The organism is Embleya sp. NPDC127516, assembly GCF_044765325.1.
Lineage (GTDB): Bacteria > Actinomycetota > Actinomycetes > Streptomycetales > Streptomycetaceae > Embleya.
On the sequence record NZ_JBIWJT010000001.1, the window covers coordinates 72,065 to 94,586 of the forward strand.

The following is a 22,522-nucleotide window of genomic DNA, read 5'->3' on the forward strand; positions in this document are numbered from 1 at the left end:
TCGGGTGACCGCCGCGATCAGAAGTTCAGGTTGCTCAGCAGGTTCGCGACGCTCTTCCCGCTGCTGTGGATGCTCGGCGCGATCGAGGTACTGGCGAGATAGAACCCGAGCAACGCGCACACGATCGCGTGCGGGATTCGCATGCCGCCCTTGCGGATGAAGATGAACACGATGACGCCGAGCAGGACGACGGTGGAGATGGACAAGGCCATGGGGGTGACTCCTCGGGAGGGCGCGCTCGGGAGCGCAGGGGACGGAACGGCCGCACCGTTTTCGGGACAGCGCGAGACGAGTGCCGGTGGGACTGCGGCATTTGTGTGCTTTGTCACCGGCACAAAAACTAACAGAAAGTGTCTATAAAGTAGCAAAATGTCACGCTTTCGCACGGTGAGTCGCGCTCCGTAACCGCGCGCCCGGCGTGTCGACGGCGCGTCCGGTACCGCGCCCGCGGGTCGAGGCCCGGTCGACGGCGTGACCGAGGCGTCCCGGGTGTCCCGGCCCATCGGTCCCGCGAGCGCGCCCGCCGCGACATTCCCGCGGCAACGCCCCGATCGCTCTTCCCGACCCACCCGAGCCGTGGAATTCTGACCGCGCCCGCGCCGCCCGTCAGCACCACTGCCGGAAGGTCAGCCCGTGCCCGAAAAGATCGACAGCGCCGTCCCGAACGCCACCGCGTTCGACGTCTACAGCCCCGACAGCTACGCGGCGGGCATCCCGCACGCCACGTTCGCCCGAATGCGCCGCACCGCACCCGTGTACCGCCACGCCGATCCCGAACGGCCGGACGGCTTCTGGGCCGTCACCCGGCACGCCGAGGTGGTCCGGGTGTCGCGGAACCCGGAGATCTTCTCGTCGCGCGAGCGGCTGTCGCTGCTCGGCGAACCCGAGGGGGACATGCTCGACACCCAGCGACTGATGATGCTCAACATGGATCCGCCGGAGCACTCCCGGCTGCGCAACATCGTCAACAAGGGCTTCACCCCGCGCAGCACGCTGACCCTGGAGGACAAGGTCCGCGACGCCTGCGAACGCATCGTGGCGAACGCCGTCGACACCGGCGAGGGCGACTTCGTGGCGATGTGCGCGGCCGAACTGCCGCTCGTGGTGATCGCCGACCTGATGGGTGTGCCCCAGGTCGACCGGCATCGACTGTTCGAATGGTCGAACAAGCTGGTCGGCGAGGCGGACCCGGACCTGCGCCGGGACGCGGGCGAGGCCGAGCAGGTGCAGATGGAGATGTTCGGCTACGCGGACGCGCTGGGCGCGGCCCGGCGCGCGTGTCCCGTGGACGACATCGTGTCCAAGCTGGTGTGCCCCGACCGCGACGGTCAGGAGCTGACCGCGCTCGAGTTCGATCTGTTCTTCATGCTGCTCGCCGTGGCCGGCAACGAGACCACCCGCAACGCGATTTCCGGCGGCATGCTGGCGCTGATCGAGCACCCCGAGCAGTGGGAGCGGCTGCGCGCCGACCCGGCCGGCCTGGCCGGCACCGCCGCCGACGAGATCGTCCGCTGGGTCAGCCCGGTCAACGCGTTCAAGCGCACGGCGGTACAGGACACCGAACTGAGCGGGCAGCCGATCGCGGCGGGCGACAAGGTGGTGGTCTTCTACGCCTCCGCCAACCACGACGAGGACGTCTTCGCCGACCCCTATCGCCTGGACATCGGGCGCGATCCGAACCCGATGCTCGGCTTCGGGGGCGGCGGCCCGCACTTCTGCCTCGGCCGGCACCTGGCCCGGCTCGAACTGGAGATCATCTTCCGCACCCTCGCGGAGCGGGTCGAGCGGGTGGAATCACTCGGCCCGGCGCGGCGGATGCGCTCCAACTTCCTCAACGGCATCAAGGACATGCCGGTCCGGATCCACCCGGCCTGAGCACGCCGCGGCCGGCCCGACCAGTGGTCGGGCCGGCCGCGCGCACCGCGAACACGGCCCGATCAGGTCGTGGGCACCTCGATGTCGGTCTCCAGTCGGCGGCGCTCCCGCAGCCCCTGGGTGATCGGGTGCCCGTCGCCGAGCTTGCGCCGACACGCGCGCTCGACCCGGACGAACCACTCGCGGGACTCGTCCGCCAGACCGATCTCGCCCAGACTCTGCACCCGGTTGCAGGCCGCGACCAGGGTGTGCGGGTGGTCCGCGCCAAGCAGCACCTCGTACCGCTCGTAGGTCACCCGGTCCAGCTCGGCACACTCGTTCGTCTCGCCCGCCTGGTACAGGTTGTTCGAGTGGTTGAGCGCCGCAGCGAGCGTGAACGGGTGCTCCTCGCCCAGCGATTCGCGCAGGCCCTCGTGGCACCTGCGGCCCAGCGTCATCGCCTCCTCGTGCCGACCGATCGCCCGCAGGTAGGTCGAGAGGTTGCTGCCGCAGCCGTAGGTGAACGGGTGCTGCGCGCCGAACTGCTCGCGGTAGCCCTGGTAGGCGTCCTGGGCGAGTTCGAGCGCCTGGTCGTCGTTGCCCATCGCGTGGTGGTCGGCCGCGAGGTTGACCGCGCAGGCCAGCATGTCGGGATGGGTGGGGCTGAGGTAGGAGCGGTACTTCTCCAGCGTGTCGCTGTCCAGGGACCGGGCGTAGCGCGCGTCCCCGGTCTGGCGAATGGTCACCGCGAGGTTCTTCGAGGTGCGCAGCGCGTCCCGGGTGCGGCCGATCGCCTCCTCGCGGGCCAGCGTCGCCTGCAACACCGCCCGCGAGCCCGGATAGTCGCCCAGTTCACGCAGGTCCTGGCCGACCTGGTTGGCCAGGTAGCAGGTCCTGGGGTGGTCCTCGCCCTGGTTGCGCCGACGCAGGTCGTACGCCGCCTGGTGCACCTCGCGTGCCTCCTCCAGCCGGCCCATCAGGCGCAGCGAGACACCGAGGTTGTTGGCCGCGAGCAGGGCGTCGTTGGTGTCCTCGCCGAAGACCTCGCTGAATCGCCGGTAGTTGTCCCGGTCGGATTCCAGCGCGGTCTGGAAACGACCGAGCGAGCGCAGGTCGCCGCCGTAGCCGCGCCCGGTGATCAGGGTGTGCGGGTGATCCGGGCCGAGCGTCTCGCGCTGCAGCTCCAGGGTGGACCGGTCCAGGTCGTACGCCTTGCGGTAACGCCCCTGGGACCGGTAGACGTTCGCCAACTGCGTACACATCCGCAGCGTCAGCGCGTCGTGCCGGCTGAACGCCGCCCGCCAGCGGTCCAACGCGATCTCGGCGATGTACTGGGCGAACTCCCAGTCGTTGGACCGCCAGGCGAAACGCACCTGTTCGACGATCCAGCGGCGTACGGCCTCCGAGTTGCTCTCCAGCGCACGCGAGGGCACCAGGTGCTTGTAGAGCTCGTCGTAGATCTCCTGGTTGCCCGGGTCGTCCACGTCGCCGGGGGCGCTCGCGGCCAGGATCTCCAGGGCCCGCTCCCGGCGCGCCTGGTTCACGTCCGGCGGCATCTGGTCGCGCAGTACGGCCTGGACCAGCCGGTGCACCTGGATGGTGTCCGCGCCCCGGTCCACCCTGGCCAGCGCGTACCGGCCGAGCTGCTGGAAGATCCTGGGCAACAGCAGGGTGTCGCCGAGCGAGCTGTCCACCTGGGCCAGCTCGCGCAGCACCTCGCGCGAGCGCAGCAGGCGCATCGAGATCGAGTCCGGCGACAGGTACGCGCACAGCTCCAGCAGGCGCACCGCGGCCGGCTGGCGCTCCTTGAGTTCGTCGAGCGAGACGGTCCAGGTCGCGGCGGCAGTGGTCGGGTAGTCCGGCGGCTGGCCCTCCTCCAGGATCGCGGTGACGCGCGTGTTGACCCGCTCCAGGTATTCCTCGACCTGCATCGCCGACTCGGCGAGCCAGGCACCGGCCTGTTCGACCGCCAGCGGCAGGTCGCCCAGCGCGGTGGCCACCTTCTGCGCGTCCGCCTCGGTGAGCGTGGGCACCCGGCGCTGGAGCAGCGCGACGCTCTCGTCCCGGCGGAAGACCGGGACCTCCAACGGGCGGGCGCTGCGCGCCCACAGGTCGTTGCGCGAGGTGACCAGGACGTGTCCGTTGACGCTGCCCTGGGGCATCAGGTCGGCCAGCGAAGCGGGCTCGTCGGCGTTGTCGTAGATCAACAGCCAGCGGTCGTACGGCTCGCCCTGTTGCAGGGTCTGCAACACCGTGGCCGTCGCGTCCGCGACGTTCTCGCCGGTGGGCAGGTCCAGTCGGCCGCCGAGCCGGGCGAGTTGGGCGGCGACGCCCTGGGCCTGCTCGGCGGAGACCCACCAGATGACGTCGTAGTCCGCGGCGAAACGGTGCGCGTACTCGAGCGCGACCTGGGTCTTGCCGACACCGCCCAGGCCGTGCAGCGCCTGGGGCAGTACGGCCGTGGCGCCCTTGGCGAGCTGGTCGCGCAGGCGTTCGAGAATGTCGTCGCGGCCGGTGAACGCCGAGTGCCGGGGCAGCAGGTAGGACACCTTCGGCTTGGTGCCGGGGAACCTGGGGCCGTCCGCGGGCGGTGCCTCCGAGGAGGGTCGACCGAACGCGGTCAGCAGCGCGTCCCGGCAGCTCTCCTCGGACAGCGAGGACAACATGACCGTCTCGCCCACCCCCGGGTCGCTGTCGAGCACGTCGTCCACCCGCAGCGTGACCACGCTCATCCGGTCGACCGCCGCGAGCCGGCGCAGCGCCGTGCGCATCGCGCTCCAGGTCGGGCTGCTCAGCGAGTCCGCCGAGGAGACCACCACGATGCTGTCCACGTCGCGCAGCTTCTCCAGCGGCGTGTCGCAACCACCGGTGCCGACCACCTGGGCGCCCGAGGCGGTCAGTTGGGCCCGCACCCAGTCGACCCACATCCGGTCCCGGGCGCTGTAGAGGATCCGCACGGTCACCGGGGCGGTGTAGCGGATGCGCTCGAAGCGCCGCAGTTCGCGGCGGCGGTCGACCTCTTCGATCGGGTTGAGCCGGCTGATCGCGCCGTCGGTGAGCACGCCGGTCAGCCGCTCGTACGCGCTCAGCAGGCTGCCTTCCTGCAGCGGTCGGTCGCCCAGCGTGGCCAGGGTCTCCTCGTAGGCGTAGAACGCCTTGTACGGGATCTCCACCTCGCCCCAGTACTTGGCCCGTTCGGCCTCGGATCGATCCGCGACGAATTCCGCGAAGCGCTCGCGGGCGTGGTCGCGGCCGGCTTCGAGCTTGTCCTTCTCGTCGTCCTCGACGCGCATCGGCACGGGCAGGATGCGCAGCGGGCGATCGGCCTGTCGGGCGATCGAGCGGGCCACGTTGACGCCGCCGTCGATGGCCTGTTCGTTCAGGGTGAAGCCGTCCACCACGACGTCGGGCAGCAGCGTGGTGCAGATCCCGGCGATGTCGTTGAGGCCGGTACGGCTGTCGATCAGCGCGTAGTCGTAGGACTCGCGCATGTCCTCGCGCAGCGCGTCCAGGAAGCCGATGCCGTGCGGGCTCTCGCAGAAGTCGGCCCAGTTGAAGCCGGCCAGCGTGGCGGCGTACTCGTGGTTCTGTCGGCCCGGACCGAGGAAACGGATCAGGCCGTCGTCGGGGAAGTCCCGGTCGACCTTGACCGCGCAGCCGTCCACCCGGCTCTCCGCGATCCGGGCCGCCTCGATCATCGCGTCCGTGCTCGCGTCGGAGCCGACCACCTTGGCGAACGCGCGGATCATGTCGAGCACGCCGCGCGTGTCCTCGAGCCGCTTGTCGATCAGGTAGGGGTGGAAGTAGCGGTGCAGGCCCGGTGATTCGAGATCCCAGTCCACGACGAGCACGCGCTTGCCTCGGGAGGCCAGGATCCAGGCGACGTTGGCGAGGGCCATCGTGCGCCCGGTGCCGCCCTTGTACGAGTAGAACGTGACGACGGTTCCCGGCGGGTTGTCGCTCATCGTTTCAGTGCTCCTCAACATCGCCACCGGGTCCCCACAGCAACGGGCGGCGAGGGTTGTGTCGGGCCGTGATCCAACGGGGTCGGGCGGGCAGGTCCGAGCCGGTGCGCGCGTGCGGCGGCAGGGTCCGGGCGGCGGTCGCGAACGGCGCGGAGCCGGCGGCCGAGACCCGCGCGGCGGGGCTCGGCCGGGTGCGCACGGTCGGGAAGAGTTCGCGCGCCTCGGCCGGTGGCAGCGGGCGCAGCGGGACGCGGTTGACCTCGACCACCACGCGGGCCAACTCGGCGATCAGGCGCAGGTAGTCGGCCGAGTGGCCCTCCAGCCGCATCAGGTCGAACAGGCCCTGGCGGGCGTAGATCGGACCGAAGTCGTCGTCGGCGCCCAGATCGGGGGTCGGGTGCTCGCCGGGGTGGGGCTCGGTGGCCCGCCAGCGCACGGTGACCATCGCGTCCAGGTGTTCGCCGGTGCGGACCCGGTGGCCGCGCACCCGCTCGGCCATCACCGCCCATTCGCGCATGGCGTCGGGATCGGCGAGGTAGTCGGGCGATGCCAGTACCACGGCCGCGGGAACCGAACACGCGGCCGACGCGTCTGGTGGGGCGCCCGGATCACGATCGCCGCAGGGTGACAGCAGTCCGCGCGCGCCGTTTCGACCGGACGCGTGAGCGGAGACGGCCTGTTCGAGGTCGGCGTGGAAGCGCTCGACGTAGGCACGCTCGTCCCCGCACGACCGACTCGTGAAGAAGACTGGTGTCATCTCGACCCCTGGTGTCGGCGCTTGGTCGCGACGCGCGGTGGATTGCCCTCCCCGACCGTCACTCGTTGTTCCCAGGCTACCCGAGTCCATCACTCGAAGTTACTCCTCGTTACATCAGGTAATCTCATGTTCATCTCTCGTTTCGTGTCGCTCCACTCGTGCCGACTGCCCGCTCACCGGGGTCGCACCGCCTCGATCGCCATTGCGTTCGACCCACGCCCGACGGCCCGATCGCACCCGTTCGGCCGCGTGTCGTGCCGCCTCGGCGGGTACGTCCTCGTGCCACCACGATGCGACGGTGTCCGCCATGGCCCGCACCACCCGTTCGCCATCCGGGGTCAGTTCGCCCGACCCGCGCAGCGTGTCGATCGCCTCGGCGACGTGCGCGCGGTGCACCGCGAACTCGGCCTGTGCCCGATCCTGCTCCTCCTTGTCCGCGATCTGCCGGCGAACCCGCCAGAAATCCGCGATCCCCAGATGCGCGTAAGCACCCTGCAACAACGCCCCCACCGGTCGGGGATCCAACCGCCAGGGCGCCCGGTACCGGACCGCCGAGCGCACCGAGAGATTCGTGATGTCCTGTATCGCGCCGAGCTTGTTGTGCTGGAACTCGTGAACCAGGGTGACGGCCAGCGTGGTCGGACCCACCTCGGGCGTGAGCGCCAAGCCGCCGAACGCGTACCGGGACGAGGAACTGAAGCTGACTCCCGGCCCGCCGACGACCGGAACCAGCGTGGACAGCGCCGCCGTCATGGCACCCGCGTAGGCTCGGTGAGAGTGTGCCAGCTCACCCCACGCGGACGCGAAATTCCTTTGCAGCGAAGATACTTGGCGTGCGCTCAACCGGGCGGTCGGTTGCCAGCGGTGCACGTCCCGATAGGGATCGACGTCCTCGATGGCCAAGGACGCGGTCAGGCCGGCGGCGGTTGCGGAACACCTGCGGTTGACCTGTCGGCGGGCCACCGGGCGCCCGCCCGTCGACCAGTGCCGTCCGGCCAGCGCGATCCGCCCCGGGTCGCCGGCCACCCGCACCCGGCCCAACGTGGGCAGGTGGGCCCAGCCGCCGACGGTGTGCAGTTCGACCCGGCCGGGCGGGCCGTGCTCGGGGTCGGCGCGCAGCGCGGCGGCGGCGGCGATCGCCCCCAGGTGGCCCAGGAGTCGATCCAGTTCGGCGGGCGACGCGTCGGGGTCGGCGCCACCCAGTCGCAGCAGGCAGCGCATCGCCCAGGCACCGGTGTAGGGGTGCATCAGCACCGTCCTGGCCGCGTCCGGCGCGGTGCGCTGCACGTGCGCGAGCAGGTCGAGGGCGTCGGTCAGGCGCGCGGTGCGCGCGTGCGGCAAGCGCTCACGGGCGGTGGCCACGACCGCGTACACCTGGAGCAGCCGGCGGCTCTCCTGCGCCCGGGCCAGCGCGGACACCGCCTCGAAGTCGCCGTGCCCGGCGGCGAGTCGGTCGAAGGCGGCCCCACCGAGCCGATGGGTGCCGATCATCCGCGCCTCCCCGACCCGGCCACCAGGGCCCGCACGTCGGCCCGCACCCGCGCACCGACGTGGTCGATCAGCGCGCGCAGGTCGGCGCAGTACACGGACGGGTTGTCGAAGCCGTTGTCCGGGCGATACCGGTGCGCCCGCAGCCCGCCGCCACAGGTGCGCACCACCGGGCAGCGCCGACACGTCGCGCTCAGCCCGGCCGCGCCGGCTCCCGCGCGAGCGTACGCCGGCCCGGCGAGCACCGTCGCCGGGTCGTGGCGGAAGACGTCCAGACCGGTCGCCGCCGCTCCGTCGTAGGCGGCCTTGAGCGAGTCCTCGCGCTCGAACGTGCCGTCGGTCTCGATCACCACCGAACCCGGCGGCCCCAGACCCAGGATCTCGCTCTGTACCGCCCGGCCCAGGATCAGATCCACCAGGTCCTCCAGGATCCGTACGCGCGTCTCGCGCACCGGGGCCCGATACCAGCGGTCGAAGACCGCGATCAGCCAGCGCGCGTAGGGGGTTTCGTCCGCTCCGGCACCGGGGGGCGGGAACTCCCAGGTGGCGTGCGGCAGGAGCAGGTCGATCATCGGCGGCGCGTGCGAGAGCAGTTCCTCGTAGGTGGCCACCGGGTCGTTGCGCAGGTCGATCGTGCACAACAGGCCGCCGTACAGGGGTCGGTAGCGCTCGGTGCGCAGCAGGGCGACGGCCCGCACCGCCTCGGCGTGGCTGCCGCGCCCGTCGGCGTGCAGGCGGTGTCGGTCGTGGGCGCGCGCGTCGCCGTCCAACGAGACGCCGACCCGGATCCGGTGCTCCGACAACACCTCGGCGCACCGCTCGTCCAACCGGACGCCGTTGGTCTGCATGGTGAACCGCAGTTCGGCCACGCCCGCCACCGCGGCGCGCAGGTCGCGCGCGATGGCGTCGATCCGCTCCGGTCCGGCGAGCAGCGGTTCGCCGCCGTGCAGCACGATGTCCAGGACCGGCAGGCCGAACCGGAGCGCGTGCGCGCGCAGTCGGCCGCCGAGCGCGTCCACGGTGCCGGCGGCGATCACCCGGGGGCGGTCCCGCCAACTCCGATCCCGGAGTTCGTACACATAACAGTGATCGCACGCGAGGTCGCAGCGGGAGGCGATCTTGACCACGAATTGTCGAAACGGCGTCGCTTCGCTCATCGGCCCTCCCGTGCTAGACCCCGGCGGCGCCGCTCCCGCCCGCCCGGGGATCGTCGTCGTCGGCCGGCCCGCTCGCGTGGGCGGCGCCGGCCGCCTCCACGGGCACGGGGTCGACCACACTCTGGAAGCCGGCGACCACCGCCTCCGAGGGCTCCTCGGACTCGTGGATCAGCCGCCGCAGCGCGGACGCGAGCACGGAGGCCGGCAGGTCGTCGAGGTCGTCGAGACAGAGCCCGTCGAGGTCGGGCAGGGCCGACTCCACGTCACCGCGCTCTCCTTGCACCGCAGGTCCCCCGTTCTCCCGCGTCGCTCGACCGTTCGATTTCCCCCCGCACGGCCGGCGTGTGCCGCTCGCGCGTGCCGTCCGGGTGAAACCCGTACATTCGAGTGCGGAACGTATCGCCACGATTACACAAGCCTTCCTATACTAGCCGGGCCGGGTCGGCCTGCGCGATGCTCTGTGTGGGCAGAGTCGTACACACGAACGGCCGGCATGGGGGCGGCACTTGCCAGACCCGCCGTTCCGGCGCGTGGGTGCCACTCGGCCGTCCTTCGTACGGTGCTCGATCCCGGGGGTCGCTTGGTGGACTACGACTTCTTCACGAGTCACGTCGCCGACCGCGATCCCAAGTGGGCGGCCCGCTTTCACGACGACGTCGAGGCCGAGTTGCGGCGCGGGAGGGAGCGGGTGCGCGCGGCGATCCGATTGCAGCCGACCTTCGGCCCGATCCAGGTGCCGGACGGCGACCCGCCCGCGCAGGCGCGCGCGATGGTCGCGCTGTGCTCGGACGACTACTTCGAGGATCTGGACTGCGGGCGCGACTGGGCGGTGTTCACCGACCGGTTGCGTCGACACGAGTCGATCGTCGGCGTCGCGCCGCCGAGTTTGATCGCGGTGCCCTGGACCACGCTCGAACAACCGCCCCCGGACGCCGTGGGCACGATCGAGTGGCCGGTCGGGATCGCCGGACCGGGCCGCGGCCCGGGCGTGTTCGACATGCTGCGGCTGGGCGGCATCCGCGACCTGGGGTACGTGCGCGCGGTGCGCGCGGTCGCCGACCGGGTGGCCGAGGCGTTGCGCCATCGGCTGGCGCCGCTGACCGTCGTCGAGGCGGACGAGGTCGAGCCGATGTTCGGCAGCCACGAGGCCGGGACGCGCACGCTGCCCGAGGCGCCGCGCCGCTTGCCGATCCTGGAGCCGGTCCCCCCGGCCCGCACCGACCTGGTGATCAGTTATGTGGGCAACGACCTGGCCTGGGCGGACTGGGTCAGCGAGGTGCTCACCTTCGAGGACTACCGGGTCTCGCTCAGCCGTTGGGACTGGAGCGCGGGCGAGAGCTTCGGCAAGGCGATGGCCCGCGCGCGCGGCCTGGGCGAACACGTGCTCGCGCTGTTCTCCGAGCACTACTTCGAGGCCAGGCGGCTGGCCATGGACGAGTGGGAGGAGGCGCTGGGCGACGCGGCCACCGGCGGCAGGCTGCTGCCGATCGTGATCGGCAGCACCCAGGTACCGTCGATGTTCCGCGGCGTGCGACCGGTCGACCTGACCGAGGCGGACGCGGTCGGGCAGCGTGATCTGCTCGTCGACGCGGTGCACCGGTTCGCGCCGTTGCCCGCGCGGAATCCGGGGTCCTCCTGAACGTGTCGGACCCGATACCCCCGCCACCACCGCCACCGAGACCGGCGCGACCGCCCAGGATTCCGCCTCCGCCCCCGCCGCGCTCGCCCACGGACAACCCGCCGGTGTGGCATGTCCCGGGCGCCAGAGGCCGGTTCTACGGGCGTGACAGCACCCTCGCCGACCTGCGCACGCTGATGCAGGTCGAACACCGGGTGGTGCTGCGCCCGCAGGACGACCTGCCGGGCATGGGCACCACCCACCTGGCCCGCGAGTACGCCTACCGGCACCGGCACCTGTACGACGTGGTGTGGTGGTTCGACTGTGCCGCCCGGGCCGGCGAGAGCGGCGTCGCGTTCGTGCATCGGGCGCTCGGCCAACTGGCCGACCTGGGCCGGCGGGTCGACCAGCAGGTCGGCCCCGGGCACGAACTGCGCTCGCGGGAGGGCTGGTTACTGGTCTTCGACGAGGTGGACCGGCCCGGACTGATCGGCGAGATGATCCCCACCGGTCCCGGCCACGTGCTGATCACCAGCACCGATCCGCTGGCCCGCCACCTGGGCAGCACGGTCGATCTGCCGCCGCTGGACCGGGGTTCCTCGGTACTGATGCTCTTCGACGCGCATCGCGGATTCGAGCTGGAGATGGTCACCGCCGAGGCGATCGCCGCGTTCGTGGGCGATCGGCCGGCCGCGATCGCCCGGATCGCCGAACTGTTCGCCTCCGGCGAGGTGTCGCCGGAGGTGACGCTGGAACTGCTGCGCTTCGGCAACATGGCCAAGCTGTCCCGGACCATCCCGCAGAACCAGGTGGTCTACCTCGCCGACCTGTTCCTGGCGGTACGCGGCCTGCGCGCGCCGGACACGTGGTCGATCTGGCTGGACCTGTCCGAGGACTACCTCGAACACCAGTTGCTGCACCGGCACATGACCGACGCGCGGTCGATGCTTCTGCACATGATCCGCACCCTGGTCAACGGGCCGGAGCCGATCCATTCGCTGCAGTGCCTGTGCCGCGCGCTGCACGACGTGTTGCCCAACACCCAAGGCGTCGAGGAGGTCTGTCGCGCGATCGAGAACCTACCCGGCTGAACGGGTGGTTCCGCCCACCCTTCCGGTCGAGCGGCCGAATCCGGCCGGCGGGTGCGCGATGCTGGTGCCCATGGTGAACGACGGGGAGCACGGGGTCGACACGGTGCGCTACTTCATCAGCCACGCCGGTTCGGACACCGCCTGGGCGGAGTGGATCGCGGGGCAACTCCTTCAGGACGGCCTGGAGGTCGAACTCGACGCGTGGGACTGGGCCACGGGCGAGAACCTGACCACCCTGGTCAGTCGCGCGCTGGACAACGCGGGACACATGATCGCGCTGTTCTCCCCGGCGTACTTCGTGCCGGAGCGCTGGACCACCGTCGAGTGGACAGCGATGTCGGACGCGCTGCGCGGCAGCGGGCGCCGGCTGATCCCGCTCGTGGTGCACGAGTTGGACCGCGAGGCCATCCCGTCCGTGCTGCGGCCGTTGCTGCGCAAGACGCTGTACGGCAAGTCCGAGGAGGACGCGCGCGAGGAGCTGATGGCGGCCGTCCACGGGCCGTCCCGGCCGACCGAGCCACCGGCGTTCCCGACCCCGCGCACGGGCGGAACGGGCGGCATGGGCGGCACGGTCCCGGCGCCGCCCGGACCGCCCGCGCCCCGGCTGCCGGCCGCGCCCGTGCTCCGGCGCACGATCACGGCCGGGCAGATCCGGGCGCTGACCGACGCGATCCTGGCGGTGCCCAGGATCGCCCGCACCGACCTGTGGAACCTGTGGCTGGATCTGGCCGAGAGCTACTACGAACACCAGTTGCCCCGCGAGCAGATCGCCGCGCCGCGGATCATGCTGCTGCGGCTGATCCACGACCTGTCCACGCTCGCCGAGCCGGCACCGGCGCGCGCGCTGGACGCTCTGGTACGGGCGCTGGAGGACGTACAGCCGACCGGACCCGAAATCGAACACGTCCGCGCGTTGTTGGCCGAGCTGACCCGTCCGGCCGACGCGGCCGAGCAGTCCTCCTGAGTAAAGGCCGCGCGCGGCCCGTCACTTGCCGAGTCGGATCCGCCGGGTCGGCGTCAATCTCCGTACGCGGCACGCCGGCGCCGCTCGTAGGCCCGCCGCCAGCCCGCCCGCCACAGCAGGGCCGTGCCGGGCGGGATCCAGCGCAGCACGCGCCGCCGCTCGGCGTCCGTGGCGTGGTGCAGGTGGAAGGCGACGAGCGCGGGCAGGTCGCGGCCCCAGACCCGCACCGTGCGGGTCGGCATCCGTCCGTCGGGCGTGGCCCGCACGTGCAGGCGCATCAGCGGGAACAACTGGTGCTCCTCGGCCAGGCTGTGCCGGGCCACGAGGTCGTACAGCCGCCCGATCGCGGGCGAGCGGTCGCGCAGCGGCACGCTCACATCGGCGGCACGGCGCATCGCGTCCTCCAGGGCCGAGTGGTCCACCTGGAACGCGGTCACGGTGCGGGCGGCGCGCGGCGAGCCGGCGCGCACCCACGGGTACAGCACGGTGTGTTCCTCGCGGTGATGCGCGCGCAGAAAGCGCAGCACCAGGGCGAGATGCTCCTCGACCGCCCGCACGCGCAGGATGTCGACCGGATCGAGGTGTCGGGTCACCTCGGTCAGTCGGGCCAATTCCTCACGCAGACCGCGGTGCGCGACGTAGCCGGGAGTGAGGTCGAGAGTGGGGGCGCGGGAGGGGGTTCGGGTGGGGGACGCGGGTGAAACGGTGGTCGTCGACACGGGGGCCGCCTCGGGGGCATGGAAAGGGGGAGCCTCACACCGTAAGGGCACCTGGTAGGTGTTCCGCACCGATGCAAGGAGTTTTCCGGCCATTCCCCTTCGACGCCCGTTTCCGGTCCGATACCGGCCGAGCCGATACCGAACCGGAACGTCGGTTGTCGTTTTTCTTGCGCCCCGTCCGCGCGCTACTTCTTCAGGTTCGGGATGGTCCAGTCGATCGGCTTGTGCCCCATGGTCTCGAGCGCGGCGTCGATCCGGGAGAACGGCTTGCTGCCGTGGAAGAGCTTCGCGGACAGCGGCGACGGGTGCGCGCCCTGCACGATGGTGTGCTTGGCGGTGTCGATCAGCGCCGCCTTCTTCTTCGCGTGCCCGCCCCACAGCACGAACACCACCGGTTCGTCCCGGTCGTTCACCGCCTTGATCACCGCGTCGGTGAACTTCTCCCACCCGCGGCCCTTGTGCGACGCGGCCTCGTGCGCGCGCACGGTGAGCACCGTGTTCATCAGCAGCACGCCCTGACGCGCCCACGGCATCAGGTAACCGTTGTCCGGGATCGGCAGGCCGATGTCGGCGTGCATCTCCTTGTAGATGTTGCGCAGCGACGGCGGGATCCGCACCTCGGGCCGCACCGAGAAGCACATGCCGTGCGCCTGGTTGTCGTCGTGGTAGGGGTCCTGCCCGACGACGAACACCCGGACGTCCTCATACGGCGTCGCCTCCAGCGCCGCGAAGACCTCTTCGTCCGGCGGGAAGATCTGGTGTTCCTTGCGTTCCGCGTCCACGTACGCGGTCAGCTCGGCGTAGTAGGGCTTCGCCAACTCCTCCGCGAGCACGGGCTGCCAGGACTCGGGCAACGTCTGCACAGCAAGAACCTCCACACGAGGGCGCAACGCCCATGGATCCAAGTGGGATCCAACGTAGCCGCTCGCCCGGACACCCCGGCCCGCACCCAGTGGATCGGTGCGGGCCGAGCCGACCGAAGTGTGACGTGTCGACCGTCTCGTCCGCGTTGCGCTCGACGCCCTCGCCCGGCGTACGGGCGGACGGCCTCGTCGCGCTTACGCCTCGACGGTCTCGTCCGGCTTCGGGTCCGGCTTGTAGCACAGCTTCATCAGGAGCGCGGCGTTCGCGACGCCGACGCCGGCCGCGAACAGGGCCGGGCGCAGGCCCGACCTCCTGCGGCCGATCAGCGCGTCCACCGAGTACTTGCCGTTGCCCAGCGCGGCCAGCGCGACCGCGGCGCCGCCGACGACCGCGGTGTACTCCCAGCCGCCCTTGAAGACGAAGAAGCCCTTGCCCTTGTGGTCGGTCGCCGCGGCGACGCTCATCAGGCCCACCGTCGCCGCCGCCGGCAGCGGGTTGGCCACGCCGAGCGCTATGCCGACGCCGGCCGCCATCTCGGTGCCGGCCGCGAGGCGCGCGTGCACCTCGGCGGGCTTGAGCCCGAGCGATTCGAACCAACCGGTGGTGCCCGCGAGGCCGCCGGGGCCGGCGACCTTGTTGTAGCCGTGCGCGAAGAGCATCGGACCGAGCGTCGCGCGCAGCACGAGCGCAGCCACATCGCGGCCTTCGGCCGCCGCCGCGACCTTATTCTTCCTGCCGAACATTGCCCACCTCATCAACTGACGCATCGTCACATTCGTGTGGGCAACCTACCCGAACACACGGCCCGGGCGAGGACCGGGCGCCCGGGACCGATCGCCTCACCCGCCGGATGGACCGATCCCGGCTCGCTCGACACCCGCGACCGAAACGACCTCGGCACCGGCACCGGCACCGGCACCGGCACCGGCCATCCTGGGCACCACGACGGGCGTGCCGTCGCCCGGCGCGCGCAGGATGTCCGCGTCCACGTCGTACAACGCCCGCACCAGCGCCGCGTCGACGACCTCGCGAGGCGGCCCGGAGGCGACCACCCGGCCGTCGCGCATGGCGACCAGCACGTCCGCGTATCGGGCCGCCGAGGGCAGGTCGTGCAGCACCATCACCACCGTGCGCCCACCCGCCGCCACCTGCCGGACCAGGCCCAGCACCTCCACCGCGTGCCCCAGGTCCAGCGCCGAGGTCGGTTCGTCGAGGAGCATCACCGGCGCCTCCTGCGCGATCACCATGGCGACCCAGCAGCGCTGCCGCTGCCCGCCGGAGAGCCGGTCCACCCGCCGATCGGCCAGGTCGAGCACACCGGTCGCGGTCAGCGCGTCCCGGCAGACCCGCTCGTCCGCGCGCGACCACTGACGGAACAGTCCCTGGTGCGGATGCCGCCCGTAGCGCACCAGGCCGGCCACTGTGACCGCCTCCGGCGCCGTCGGGTTCTGCGGCAACAAACCGACCCGGTGCGCGGCCTGACGCGGCTTCAGTCGCCAGATGTCGTCGCCGCCGACGGTGACCCGACCCGAATCCGGCTTGTGCAGGCGGGCGATCGAGCGCAGCAGGGTGGACTTTCCGCAACCGTTGGGCCCGACGATCGCGACGACACTGCCGGCGGCCACCGCCAGATCCACGCCCGACACGGCACGATGCCCCGGATAACCGGCGTGCAGATCTTCCACGAGCAGTTCCATGGGCGGACCCTCCCGACCGTACACAGCGAATGTAAGGCGAGGCTAACCTAAGTGATCGTGCCGCCGGCACCGCCGGCCCGGTCAGCGGCTCCCGATCTCCCGGAACCACTGGGCGCCGACCCGTCCGGTCCGGTCCGCGAACAGCAGCGCGTCCCGGCCGTGCCACGCGAGCGCGGTCACCGGCGCCGAGACGTGCCGGCGGGCCAGCGGGGTCGGCGCCTTGCGGGCCGAGCCGGCGCGCACGTCCCACACCACGAGCATGCCGTCGCCGCCCGAGGTGGCCATCAGTCCGCCGCCGCCCGGCCGCCAACTCGGCGCGCACGCGTGCGGTTGGGCGGGCAACCGGCGCGGGCGCGGGCGCACGCGGCCGCCGCGGGCGGCGAGATCCCACACGGTCAGGCCGGCCGAATCCTCGGCGGCGAGTCGGTGTCCGCCGCAATCCAGCGCGAGCCCGGCCACCGGCGCACTGCCGACCGCGCCGAGGTCCTCGTGCGTACCGCCCGCGCCGCGGATGTGCACACCCGGCGCGTCGCCCGCCGCGCACAACCACGCGCCGTCCGGCGCGCCCGCGAGCACCCGCACCGGAATCGGGTAGGTCCACACGTTCGTCCGCCCGCGCGGCCCGTACATGTGCACCTCGCCGCCGAGCGCGACCGCCAGCCCGCCGACCGAGTCGACCCAGACCACGTCGTCCACCTGGACCGGACCGTCCACCGCGCGCCAGGACTCGGTTCCGGTATCGCCCGCGTAGACCCGTACCGCGCCGCCGAAGGACACCGCACACCGATTGCCCGCGGACCACGCGAACCGCGCGGGCAGGCCCGGTGTACGCATCAGCAGCGCGCCGTCGGTGACCCGCCACAGCGCGTATCCGGTGGGGCCGGCGAGCGCGACCACGGTGCCGTCGGGCGAGAAGCCGGCGCGGTACACCCCGCCGGGCAACACGATCCGGCCCTGGAGTTGCCCGGTCGCCGCGTCCAGCAGCCGAACCCCACCGGCGGCTCCCGCGACCACGCACAATCCACCCGACAACGCGACGGCGGACGGTACGTCGTCGATCCCGTGCTCCCAGCCCAGCCCCGTACGTGTCGCCATGACAGTCATCGCGGCTCCCTTGTTCGCGGGGCGATCCTTGCGCCTTCGTGTTTCGACCAGGAAAACTCTCAGGTCGAGGCCGGTTTCCCTGGGTTCGGCGAGTCTGCTAGTAAGACGACCGGACCTGTTCGCCGATGGATCGGATCACACCGTTGAGGACCCTCGAAGGCACGGCGTCGACCGCGGCGGACATCGCGGGCGCCAGCGGGAACGAGCCGACAATCCTGGTCGCGGGCCTGATCCTGGTCGCGGCCGGTGCCCTGCTCGCGCTCGCGGGCCGCCGCCGGTTCGCGGACGACCCGGACGGGGCGGAGGACGGGTACGACGAGGACCTCGCCGACCCCGCCGCGGCCCCCGTCCCGGCGACCGCCTCCGCACCCGCGCCCGTACCGGTGCCCCTGGCGGTCGGCCGAGCGGCGGAACGACCCGCTACGGAACCGGAGTCGACGGACACGGCCGCGGCACGGACGGAGGGCGCTCCCGCGGCGGGATCGGGAACCGCGAAGCCGGACACGTCGGACGCGAGCGCACCGGAGCCGGACAGGGCCGAGCCGGGTGAGGCGGCCGACGAGCCGACACCTGCTTCGAAGCCGGACCCGGATTCCGCACCCGAGCCCGGGTCGGAACGGGACCGGAACCAGGACCCGGCACCGGGCCCGAATCAGGACCCGGATCAAAGCGGGGAGTCGGAGCCGACGACCGAGTCCGTCCCGGAGCCGACGGCCGACGGCGAGGCCGATGCCAAGACTGCCTCGAAGTCCCCACCCACGCAGGAGTCCAAGCCCGACACCGGCCCGAAGTCCCCGCCGAAGCCCGGGACTACATCCGAGGCCGAGCCCGCGCTCACCCCCACCGCCGAGCCCACGTCGGCACCCGATGCCGATCCGCAGACCGACCCCACTCCGCCGGCCGACCCCGAATCCGCGCCCGAATCCGGCCCGGACAAAGGCCCCTGACCCTTCGTCACCTCACCGCCCGGCAACCCCCGAGCGGTGAGGCGGCACGCCGCACGTCAACCCGCGACCCGCCCCTGTGCCCGACGCCGGACTCGGCGACCCGCGCACCTCCCCGCCCGCGCTCACCCGCGCGCAACGCCGCCCGTGTGCGCCACGTCGCCCGTACGCTCCGGCGCGAGTTCGTTCCTCGGCCACTCGCGTCCCTCGACGTTCTCGACCGACCGGTTGAACCGGGTCAGCACCTCGAACAGTTCACGCCGCTCGCCCTCGTCCCAGGACGCCAGGACACGCTCCAGACCGTGGCAGTGCGTCGCCCGCTCCCCCGCGAGCCGTTCCGCGCCGCCCTCGGTGATTCGCAGCTTGCGGGCGAGCCCACCGTCCGGGTCCGCGATTCGCTCCGCGTCGCCGGCCCGCAACAGCGCGGCCACCTGGCGATTCACCGTGGAGGTGTCGAGCCGAAACGCTTCTGCGAGTTGTCCGATCGACATCGGCCCCTCGACCTCCAGGCGGGTCAGCAGCAGGTAGGCGGAGCGCTCCATGCCGTCACCCCGCCGCTTGCCCATGACGTGGTGCCGAGCGATCAGCATCAGCTCCCGCTCGATCCCTTCCAACACGTCCACTCCCGCCTTCACACCAATGCGCCGTCCCCACGACCCTAGCGCTCGCCCCAGGCAATGTGCACGATACACATGATGTGTATCGTGCACATTTGTTGACCGCGACAGGTCGACCGCGGCAGGTCGCCTACGGCACGTCGACCGCGCCGGGTCGACCACGGCAGATCGACCGCACCATTCACCCGGCGAACCCTGGAGGCAGTCCGTGACCGGTCCGAGCGGCATATCCGAGCCGAGCCCTGCGGGCGCTCCCGCTCACCCGCCCGGACCCGTGGACCGGGCCGGGTCGGTGGTGGCGGTGCTGGCCTTCTGCGGCGTGGTCGTGGCGCTCATGCAGACCCTGGTCGTGCCGCTGCTGCCCGACCTGCCCAGGCTGCTCGACACCTCGCCCGCCAACGCGTCCTGGGTGGTCACCGCGACCCTGCTCTCCGGCGCGGTCTGCACCCCGGTGATGGGCAGGCTCGGCGACATGTTCGGCAAGCGCCGGATCCTGATGGTCAGCCTGAGCCTGATGGTCGTCGGCTCCGTGTTGTGCGCGCTGTCGGACTCACTGCTCCCGATGGTGATCGGTCGCCTCCTCCAGGGCGCGTCGTTCGGCGTGATCCCGCTCGGCATCAGCATCATGCGCGACGAACTCCCGCCCGCGAAGCTGGGCTCCTCGATCGCGCTGATGAGCGCGACGCTGGGGATCGGCGGCGCGATCGGGTTGCCGGTGGCCGCGCTGATCGCGCAGCACGCCGACTGGCACATGATGTTCTGGGCGGCCGGCGCGATCGGCGCATTGGACGTCGTGCTGGTGCTGCTCCTGGTCCCCGAGTCGCCGGTCCGCCTGCCGGGCCGCTTCGACTTCGCCGGTGCGGCGGGCCTGTCCGTCGGGTTGGTCGCGCTCCTGCTCGTGATCACCAAGGGCGCCGACTGGGGCTGGGGCGGCGCGACCACTCTGGGCCTGCTCGCGGTCGCGGTCGTCGTACTGCTCGGCTGGGGATGGCTCGAACTGCGGACCGCGCAACCGCTGGTGGACCTACGCATATCGGCAAAACCGCAGGTGTTGTTCACCAACCTCGCCTCGGTCGTGGTCGGCTTCGCGATGTTCGCCCAGTCGCTGGTGTTCCCGCAGGTGCTGATGAACCCGGAGAACACCGGTTACGGGCTGGGCAGGAGCATGGTCGTCGCGGGTCTGTGCATGGCGCCGTCCGGCATCGTGATGATGCTGGTGTCCCCACTGTCCGCGCGGCTGTCCGCCGCCTACGGGCCGAAGGTCTCGCTGCTGGTGGGCACTCTGGTGATCGCGATCGGCTACGCGCTCTCGGTGTTCATGCTCGACGCGCTGTGGAAGATCGTCGCGATGACGGTGGTCTCGGCGCTCGGCGTCGCGCTGGCGTACGCGGCGATGCCGTCGCTGATCATGCAGGCTGTACCGATCGGCGAGACCGGTTCGGCGACCGGTCTGAACACGCTGATGCGCTCGATCGGCACCTCGACCTCCAGCGCGGTGATCGGCGTCGTGCTGGCGAACATGACGATGCGCGCGGGCGGACGCGAGTTCCCCTCGCACGACGCGTTCGTAACCGCGTTGTGGTTGGGTTGCGGAGCGGCCGTCCTGGGCCTGCTCGTGGCGCTGTTCATCCCCGGACGCAAACCGGTCGAAGCCGCGCACATCCCGGCGCCGAAGCGAACGGACGACGCCGAGGCGGTCCCGACAGCGGGCTGACCGCTCGGTAATTCCCCCGTCACACATGGCCAGAACCCGCCCGGGTAGCCGATGCTCGTAAGTCCACCCCGGCGCCGACCACCCCCTTGGGAGACCGCCACCCCGACTCCGCCTCTCGACAGGGAGACACGATGAGCCTTCCCACCTTCCGCGGATCACGCTCCTCCGCACCCGATCCGGCCCCCGGACACGGGTGGACCACCGAGACCGACTGGCAGCGGCAAGCGTTGCCGAGCGCGCTGCCCGAGGACTGGCCGATCCTGGCCGGCGGTCTCGTGGTGGTCGCGGCGCACCCGGAGGACGCGCTCCTGGGTGTGGGCGGGCTCATCTCCCGTGCGGTGGCGGAGGGTTCGCGGGTACGGGTGGTCAGCGTCACCGACGGCGACGCGTCCCACCCGGGCAGCCGCTTACCGGGCTCCGTACTCGCCGCCCGCCGGGTGCGCGAGTCCGACCGCGCGTTCGCCACGATCGTCGGCAATCCCGGCGGAGTGGCCCCGGTCGAGGTGATCCGGCTGCGCGTCCCGGACCGGGCGGTCACTACGCACGAACGCGACGTGGTGGACCGCCTGATCCCACTCGTCGCCGACTTCGCGCTGTGCGTGAGCAATTGGCGCGAGGACGGCCTCGCCGATCACGAGAGCACCGGGCGCGCGGCCGACGTCGCGGCCCGCGAGACCGGCGTCGCACTGCTGGAGTTCCCGCTGCGGATGTGGCAGTGGGCGCGACCGCAGGACAGCCGGGTGCCCTGGAGCCGGGCCCTGCGCGTCGACCTGACCCAGGTGCAACAGGCGCGCAAGGAACGGGCGTTGTCCTGCCTGGCCTCACAGATAGCGCCGCTGGTCCCGGGCCGCGACGACCGGGTGCCGCTGCCCCCGGAGAAACTCGCCTACTTCCGCCGCCCCTTCGAGATCGTCTTCCGCTGACCCGGGCGCCGGAGTCGAACAGCCGGTGGGGCGGCGGGCCCGCCGCCCCACCTCACACCGCGAAGCTCTCGCGTCCCGTCGTCAGGCCCTCCCGCAGCACCTTCAGGGTGTGCGTGAGCAGGCGCGAGACGTGCATCTGGGAGATGCCCAGGCGTTCGCCGATCTGGGCCTGGGTCAGGTCACCGGTGAACCGCAGCGCGAGGATGGTCCGCTCGCGCTGCGGAAGGCCGGCGATCAGCGGCTTGAGCGACTCGCGGTACTCGACCAGATCGAGCGCGTGGTCCTCCCGCCCCATCCGTTCGCCGACCGTGACGGCGTCGCCGTAGGCGGACTCGTCGAGCGAGGAGGCGCTGTACGCCGAGCACGCCGCGAGTCCCTCCGCCACCTGCGCCTCGCTCAGGTCGAGCCGCCGCGCCAACTCCGCGGCGCACGGCTCGCGGCCGAGGTCGGCGGTCAGCGCGTCGTTGGCCCGCATCAGTTCCCCCCGCAGTTCGCGCAGCCGGCGCGGTACCCGCACGGCCCAGGACGTGTCCCGGAAGAAGCGCTTGATCTCGCCCGCGATGGTAGGCATCGCGTACGCCAGGAACCCGGTCTCCCGGCCGCCGTCGTACCCGTCGATCGCCTTGATCAGGCCGATCGTGCCGACCTGGAGGATGTCCTCCATCGGCTCGACCCGGCGCCGGTAGCGTCCGGCGGCATGGCGCACGAGCGGCATGTTCAGCGCGACCAGGCATCCGCGCAGTTCGCTGTGCGTACGGGTGCCGGGTTCGGAACGGGCCAGCCGGCGCAACATGCGCTCCCCGAGGTCGCGCGCCGCCATCGGGGCCAAGCCCTCGATCAGGATCGGCTCGGCGAGCACCTCGTCGACGCTCGGGACACCCTCCCGCGCCTCCTCGGCGACGCCGTCGTGCGCGTTCCTGCGGTCGAGCCGAACGCTCATGCGCGTTCCCCTTCCCGAGTCGAGCCTACGCCTGGCGGCTTCTCGGCCCGCCGGCGAACAAACCTCCGGCTGCCACCGGGAAGGGGAACGCGCCCGGTCGGCGGAC

At 71.7% G+C, this 22,522-nt stretch carries 20 protein-coding genes; 7 read left to right on the forward strand and 13 right to left on the reverse strand.

The features are described from left to right. Window positions 1–17 precede the first annotated feature (17 nt). Window positions 18–212 carry a DUF2304 domain-containing protein gene (locus tag ACIRL2_RS00320; protein ID WP_126639508.1) on the reverse strand — a complete coding sequence of 65 codons (195 nt, stop codon included), beginning with the start codon at window positions 210–212 and terminating at the stop codon, window positions 18–20. A gap of 421 nt (window positions 213–633) precedes the next feature. On the opposite strand from ACIRL2_RS00320, the gene ACIRL2_RS00325 reads away from it, so the two are divergent. After that, window positions 634–1,875 (forward strand): cytochrome P450, encoded by a 1,242-nt coding sequence (locus ACIRL2_RS00325; protein WP_402229063.1) that lies wholly within the window; start codon window positions 634–636, stop codon window positions 1,873–1,875. A gap of 62 nt (window positions 1,876–1,937) precedes the next feature. Here ACIRL2_RS00325 and fxsT read toward each other — a convergent pair whose 3' ends face one another. From fxsT to fxsA, 5 genes are all read right to left on the reverse strand, one after another. Then, window positions 1,938–5,819, reverse strand: coding sequence for an FxSxx-COOH system tetratricopeptide repeat protein (gene fxsT, locus ACIRL2_RS00330; protein ID WP_395859642.1), 3,882 nt, complete (start codon window positions 5,817–5,819; stop codon window positions 1,938–1,940). A gap of 4 nt (window positions 5,820–5,823) precedes the next feature. After that, window positions 5,824–6,576: a hypothetical protein gene (locus ACIRL2_RS00335; protein ID WP_395859643.1), complete on the reverse strand. Its 753-nt coding sequence runs from the start codon at window positions 6,574–6,576 to the stop codon at window positions 5,824–5,826. 114 nt (window positions 6,577–6,690) lie between these two features. Continuing rightward, entirely contained in the window at window positions 6,691–8,067 is a 1,377-nt protein-coding gene (locus ACIRL2_RS00340) for an HEXXH motif domain-containing protein (RefSeq protein WP_395859644.1), read from the reverse strand. Next, a complete protein-coding gene (locus ACIRL2_RS00345) occupies window positions 8,064–9,221 on the reverse strand; it encodes an FxsB family cyclophane-forming radical SAM/SPASM peptide maturase (RefSeq protein WP_402229066.1) in 1,158 nt (385 codons plus the stop codon). The genes ACIRL2_RS00340 and ACIRL2_RS00345 overlap by 4 nt, the downstream gene beginning before the upstream one ends. 13 nt (window positions 9,222–9,234) lie before the next feature. Next, window positions 9,235–9,483 (reverse strand): FxSxx-COOH cyclophane-containing RiPP peptide, encoded by a 249-nt coding sequence (fxsA, locus tag ACIRL2_RS00350; RefSeq protein WP_395859646.1) that lies wholly within the window; start codon window positions 9,481–9,483, stop codon window positions 9,235–9,237. A gap of 297 nt (window positions 9,484–9,780) precedes the next feature. Between fxsA and ACIRL2_RS00355 the strand changes: the two genes are divergently transcribed. From ACIRL2_RS00355 to ACIRL2_RS00365, 3 genes are all read left to right on the forward strand, one after another. Next, window positions 9,781–10,860, forward strand: coding sequence for a TIR domain-containing protein (locus ACIRL2_RS00355; protein WP_395859647.1), 1,080 nt, complete (start codon window positions 9,781–9,783; stop codon window positions 10,858–10,860). A 104-nt stretch (window positions 10,861–10,964) separates the two neighbouring features. Next, window positions 10,965–11,930: an effector-associated domain 2-containing protein gene (locus ACIRL2_RS00360; RefSeq protein WP_395859648.1), complete on the forward strand. Its 966-nt coding sequence runs from the start codon at window positions 10,965–10,967 to the stop codon at window positions 11,928–11,930. A 70-nt stretch (window positions 11,931–12,000) separates the two neighbouring features. Beyond that, complete coding sequence (locus ACIRL2_RS00365; RefSeq protein ID WP_402229070.1) at window positions 12,001–12,894, forward strand: TIR domain-containing protein; 894 nt, start codon at window positions 12,001–12,003, stop codon at window positions 12,892–12,894. Between the two features lie 53 nt (window positions 12,895–12,947). Here the strand turns inward: ACIRL2_RS00365 and ACIRL2_RS00370 are convergent, their stop codons facing one another. From ACIRL2_RS00370 to ACIRL2_RS00390, 5 genes are all read right to left on the reverse strand, one after another. Further along, window positions 12,948–13,613: a hemerythrin domain-containing protein gene (locus ACIRL2_RS00370; protein ID WP_395859650.1), complete on the reverse strand. Its 666-nt coding sequence runs from the start codon at window positions 13,611–13,613 to the stop codon at window positions 12,948–12,950. Window positions 13,614–13,798: 185 nt separating this feature from the next. Continuing rightward, the gene (locus tag ACIRL2_RS00375) at window positions 13,799–14,476 is read right to left on the reverse strand and encodes a uracil-DNA glycosylase (RefSeq protein ID WP_395859651.1); all 678 of its coding nucleotides are present in this window, start codon (window positions 14,474–14,476) and stop codon (window positions 13,799–13,801) included. Window positions 14,477–14,671: 195 nt separating this feature from the next. After that, window positions 14,672–15,220, reverse strand: a complete 549-nt coding sequence (locus ACIRL2_RS00380) for a DoxX family protein (protein ID WP_402229073.1) — start codon at window positions 15,218–15,220, stop codon at window positions 14,672–14,674. Between the two features lie 96 nt (window positions 15,221–15,316). After that, window positions 15,317–16,174: an ABC transporter ATP-binding protein gene (locus ACIRL2_RS00385; RefSeq protein WP_402229075.1), complete on the reverse strand. Its 858-nt coding sequence runs from the start codon at window positions 16,172–16,174 to the stop codon at window positions 15,317–15,319. Between the two features lie 81 nt (window positions 16,175–16,255). After that, window positions 16,256–17,278 (reverse strand): WD40 repeat domain-containing protein, encoded by a 1,023-nt coding sequence (locus tag ACIRL2_RS00390; protein WP_402229077.1) that lies wholly within the window; start codon window positions 17,276–17,278, stop codon window positions 16,256–16,258. Window positions 17,279–17,421: 143 nt separating this feature from the next. Between ACIRL2_RS00390 and ACIRL2_RS00395 the strand changes: the two genes are divergently transcribed. Continuing rightward, a complete protein-coding gene (locus ACIRL2_RS00395) occupies window positions 17,422–18,225 on the forward strand; it encodes a hypothetical protein (protein WP_402229080.1) in 804 nt (267 codons plus the stop codon). Window positions 18,226–18,347: 122 nt separating this feature from the next. Here the strand turns inward: ACIRL2_RS00395 and ACIRL2_RS00400 are convergent, their stop codons facing one another. Beyond that, a complete protein-coding gene (locus ACIRL2_RS00400; RefSeq protein ID WP_395859909.1) occupies window positions 18,348–18,812 on the reverse strand; it encodes a MarR family winged helix-turn-helix transcriptional regulator in 465 nt (154 codons plus the stop codon). Between the two features lie 361 nt (window positions 18,813–19,173). On the opposite strand from ACIRL2_RS00400, the gene ACIRL2_RS00405 reads away from it, so the two are divergent. Continuing rightward, complete coding sequence (locus ACIRL2_RS00405) at window positions 19,174–20,553, forward strand: MFS transporter (protein WP_402229601.1); 1,380 nt, start codon at window positions 19,174–19,176, stop codon at window positions 20,551–20,553. A gap of 131 nt (window positions 20,554–20,684) precedes the next feature. Then, window positions 20,685–21,476 carry a PIG-L deacetylase family protein gene (locus tag ACIRL2_RS00410; RefSeq protein ID WP_402229083.1) on the forward strand — a complete coding sequence of 264 codons (792 nt, stop codon included), beginning with the start codon at window positions 20,685–20,687 and terminating at the stop codon, window positions 21,474–21,476. Between the two features lie 52 nt (window positions 21,477–21,528). Here ACIRL2_RS00410 and ACIRL2_RS00415 read toward each other — a convergent pair whose 3' ends face one another. Beyond that, on the reverse strand, window positions 21,529–22,416 hold the full coding sequence (locus ACIRL2_RS00415; protein WP_395859657.1) for a SigB/SigF/SigG family RNA polymerase sigma factor: 888 nt from the start codon (window positions 22,414–22,416) through the stop codon (window positions 21,529–21,531). Between the last annotated feature and the right edge of the window lie 106 nt (window positions 22,417–22,522).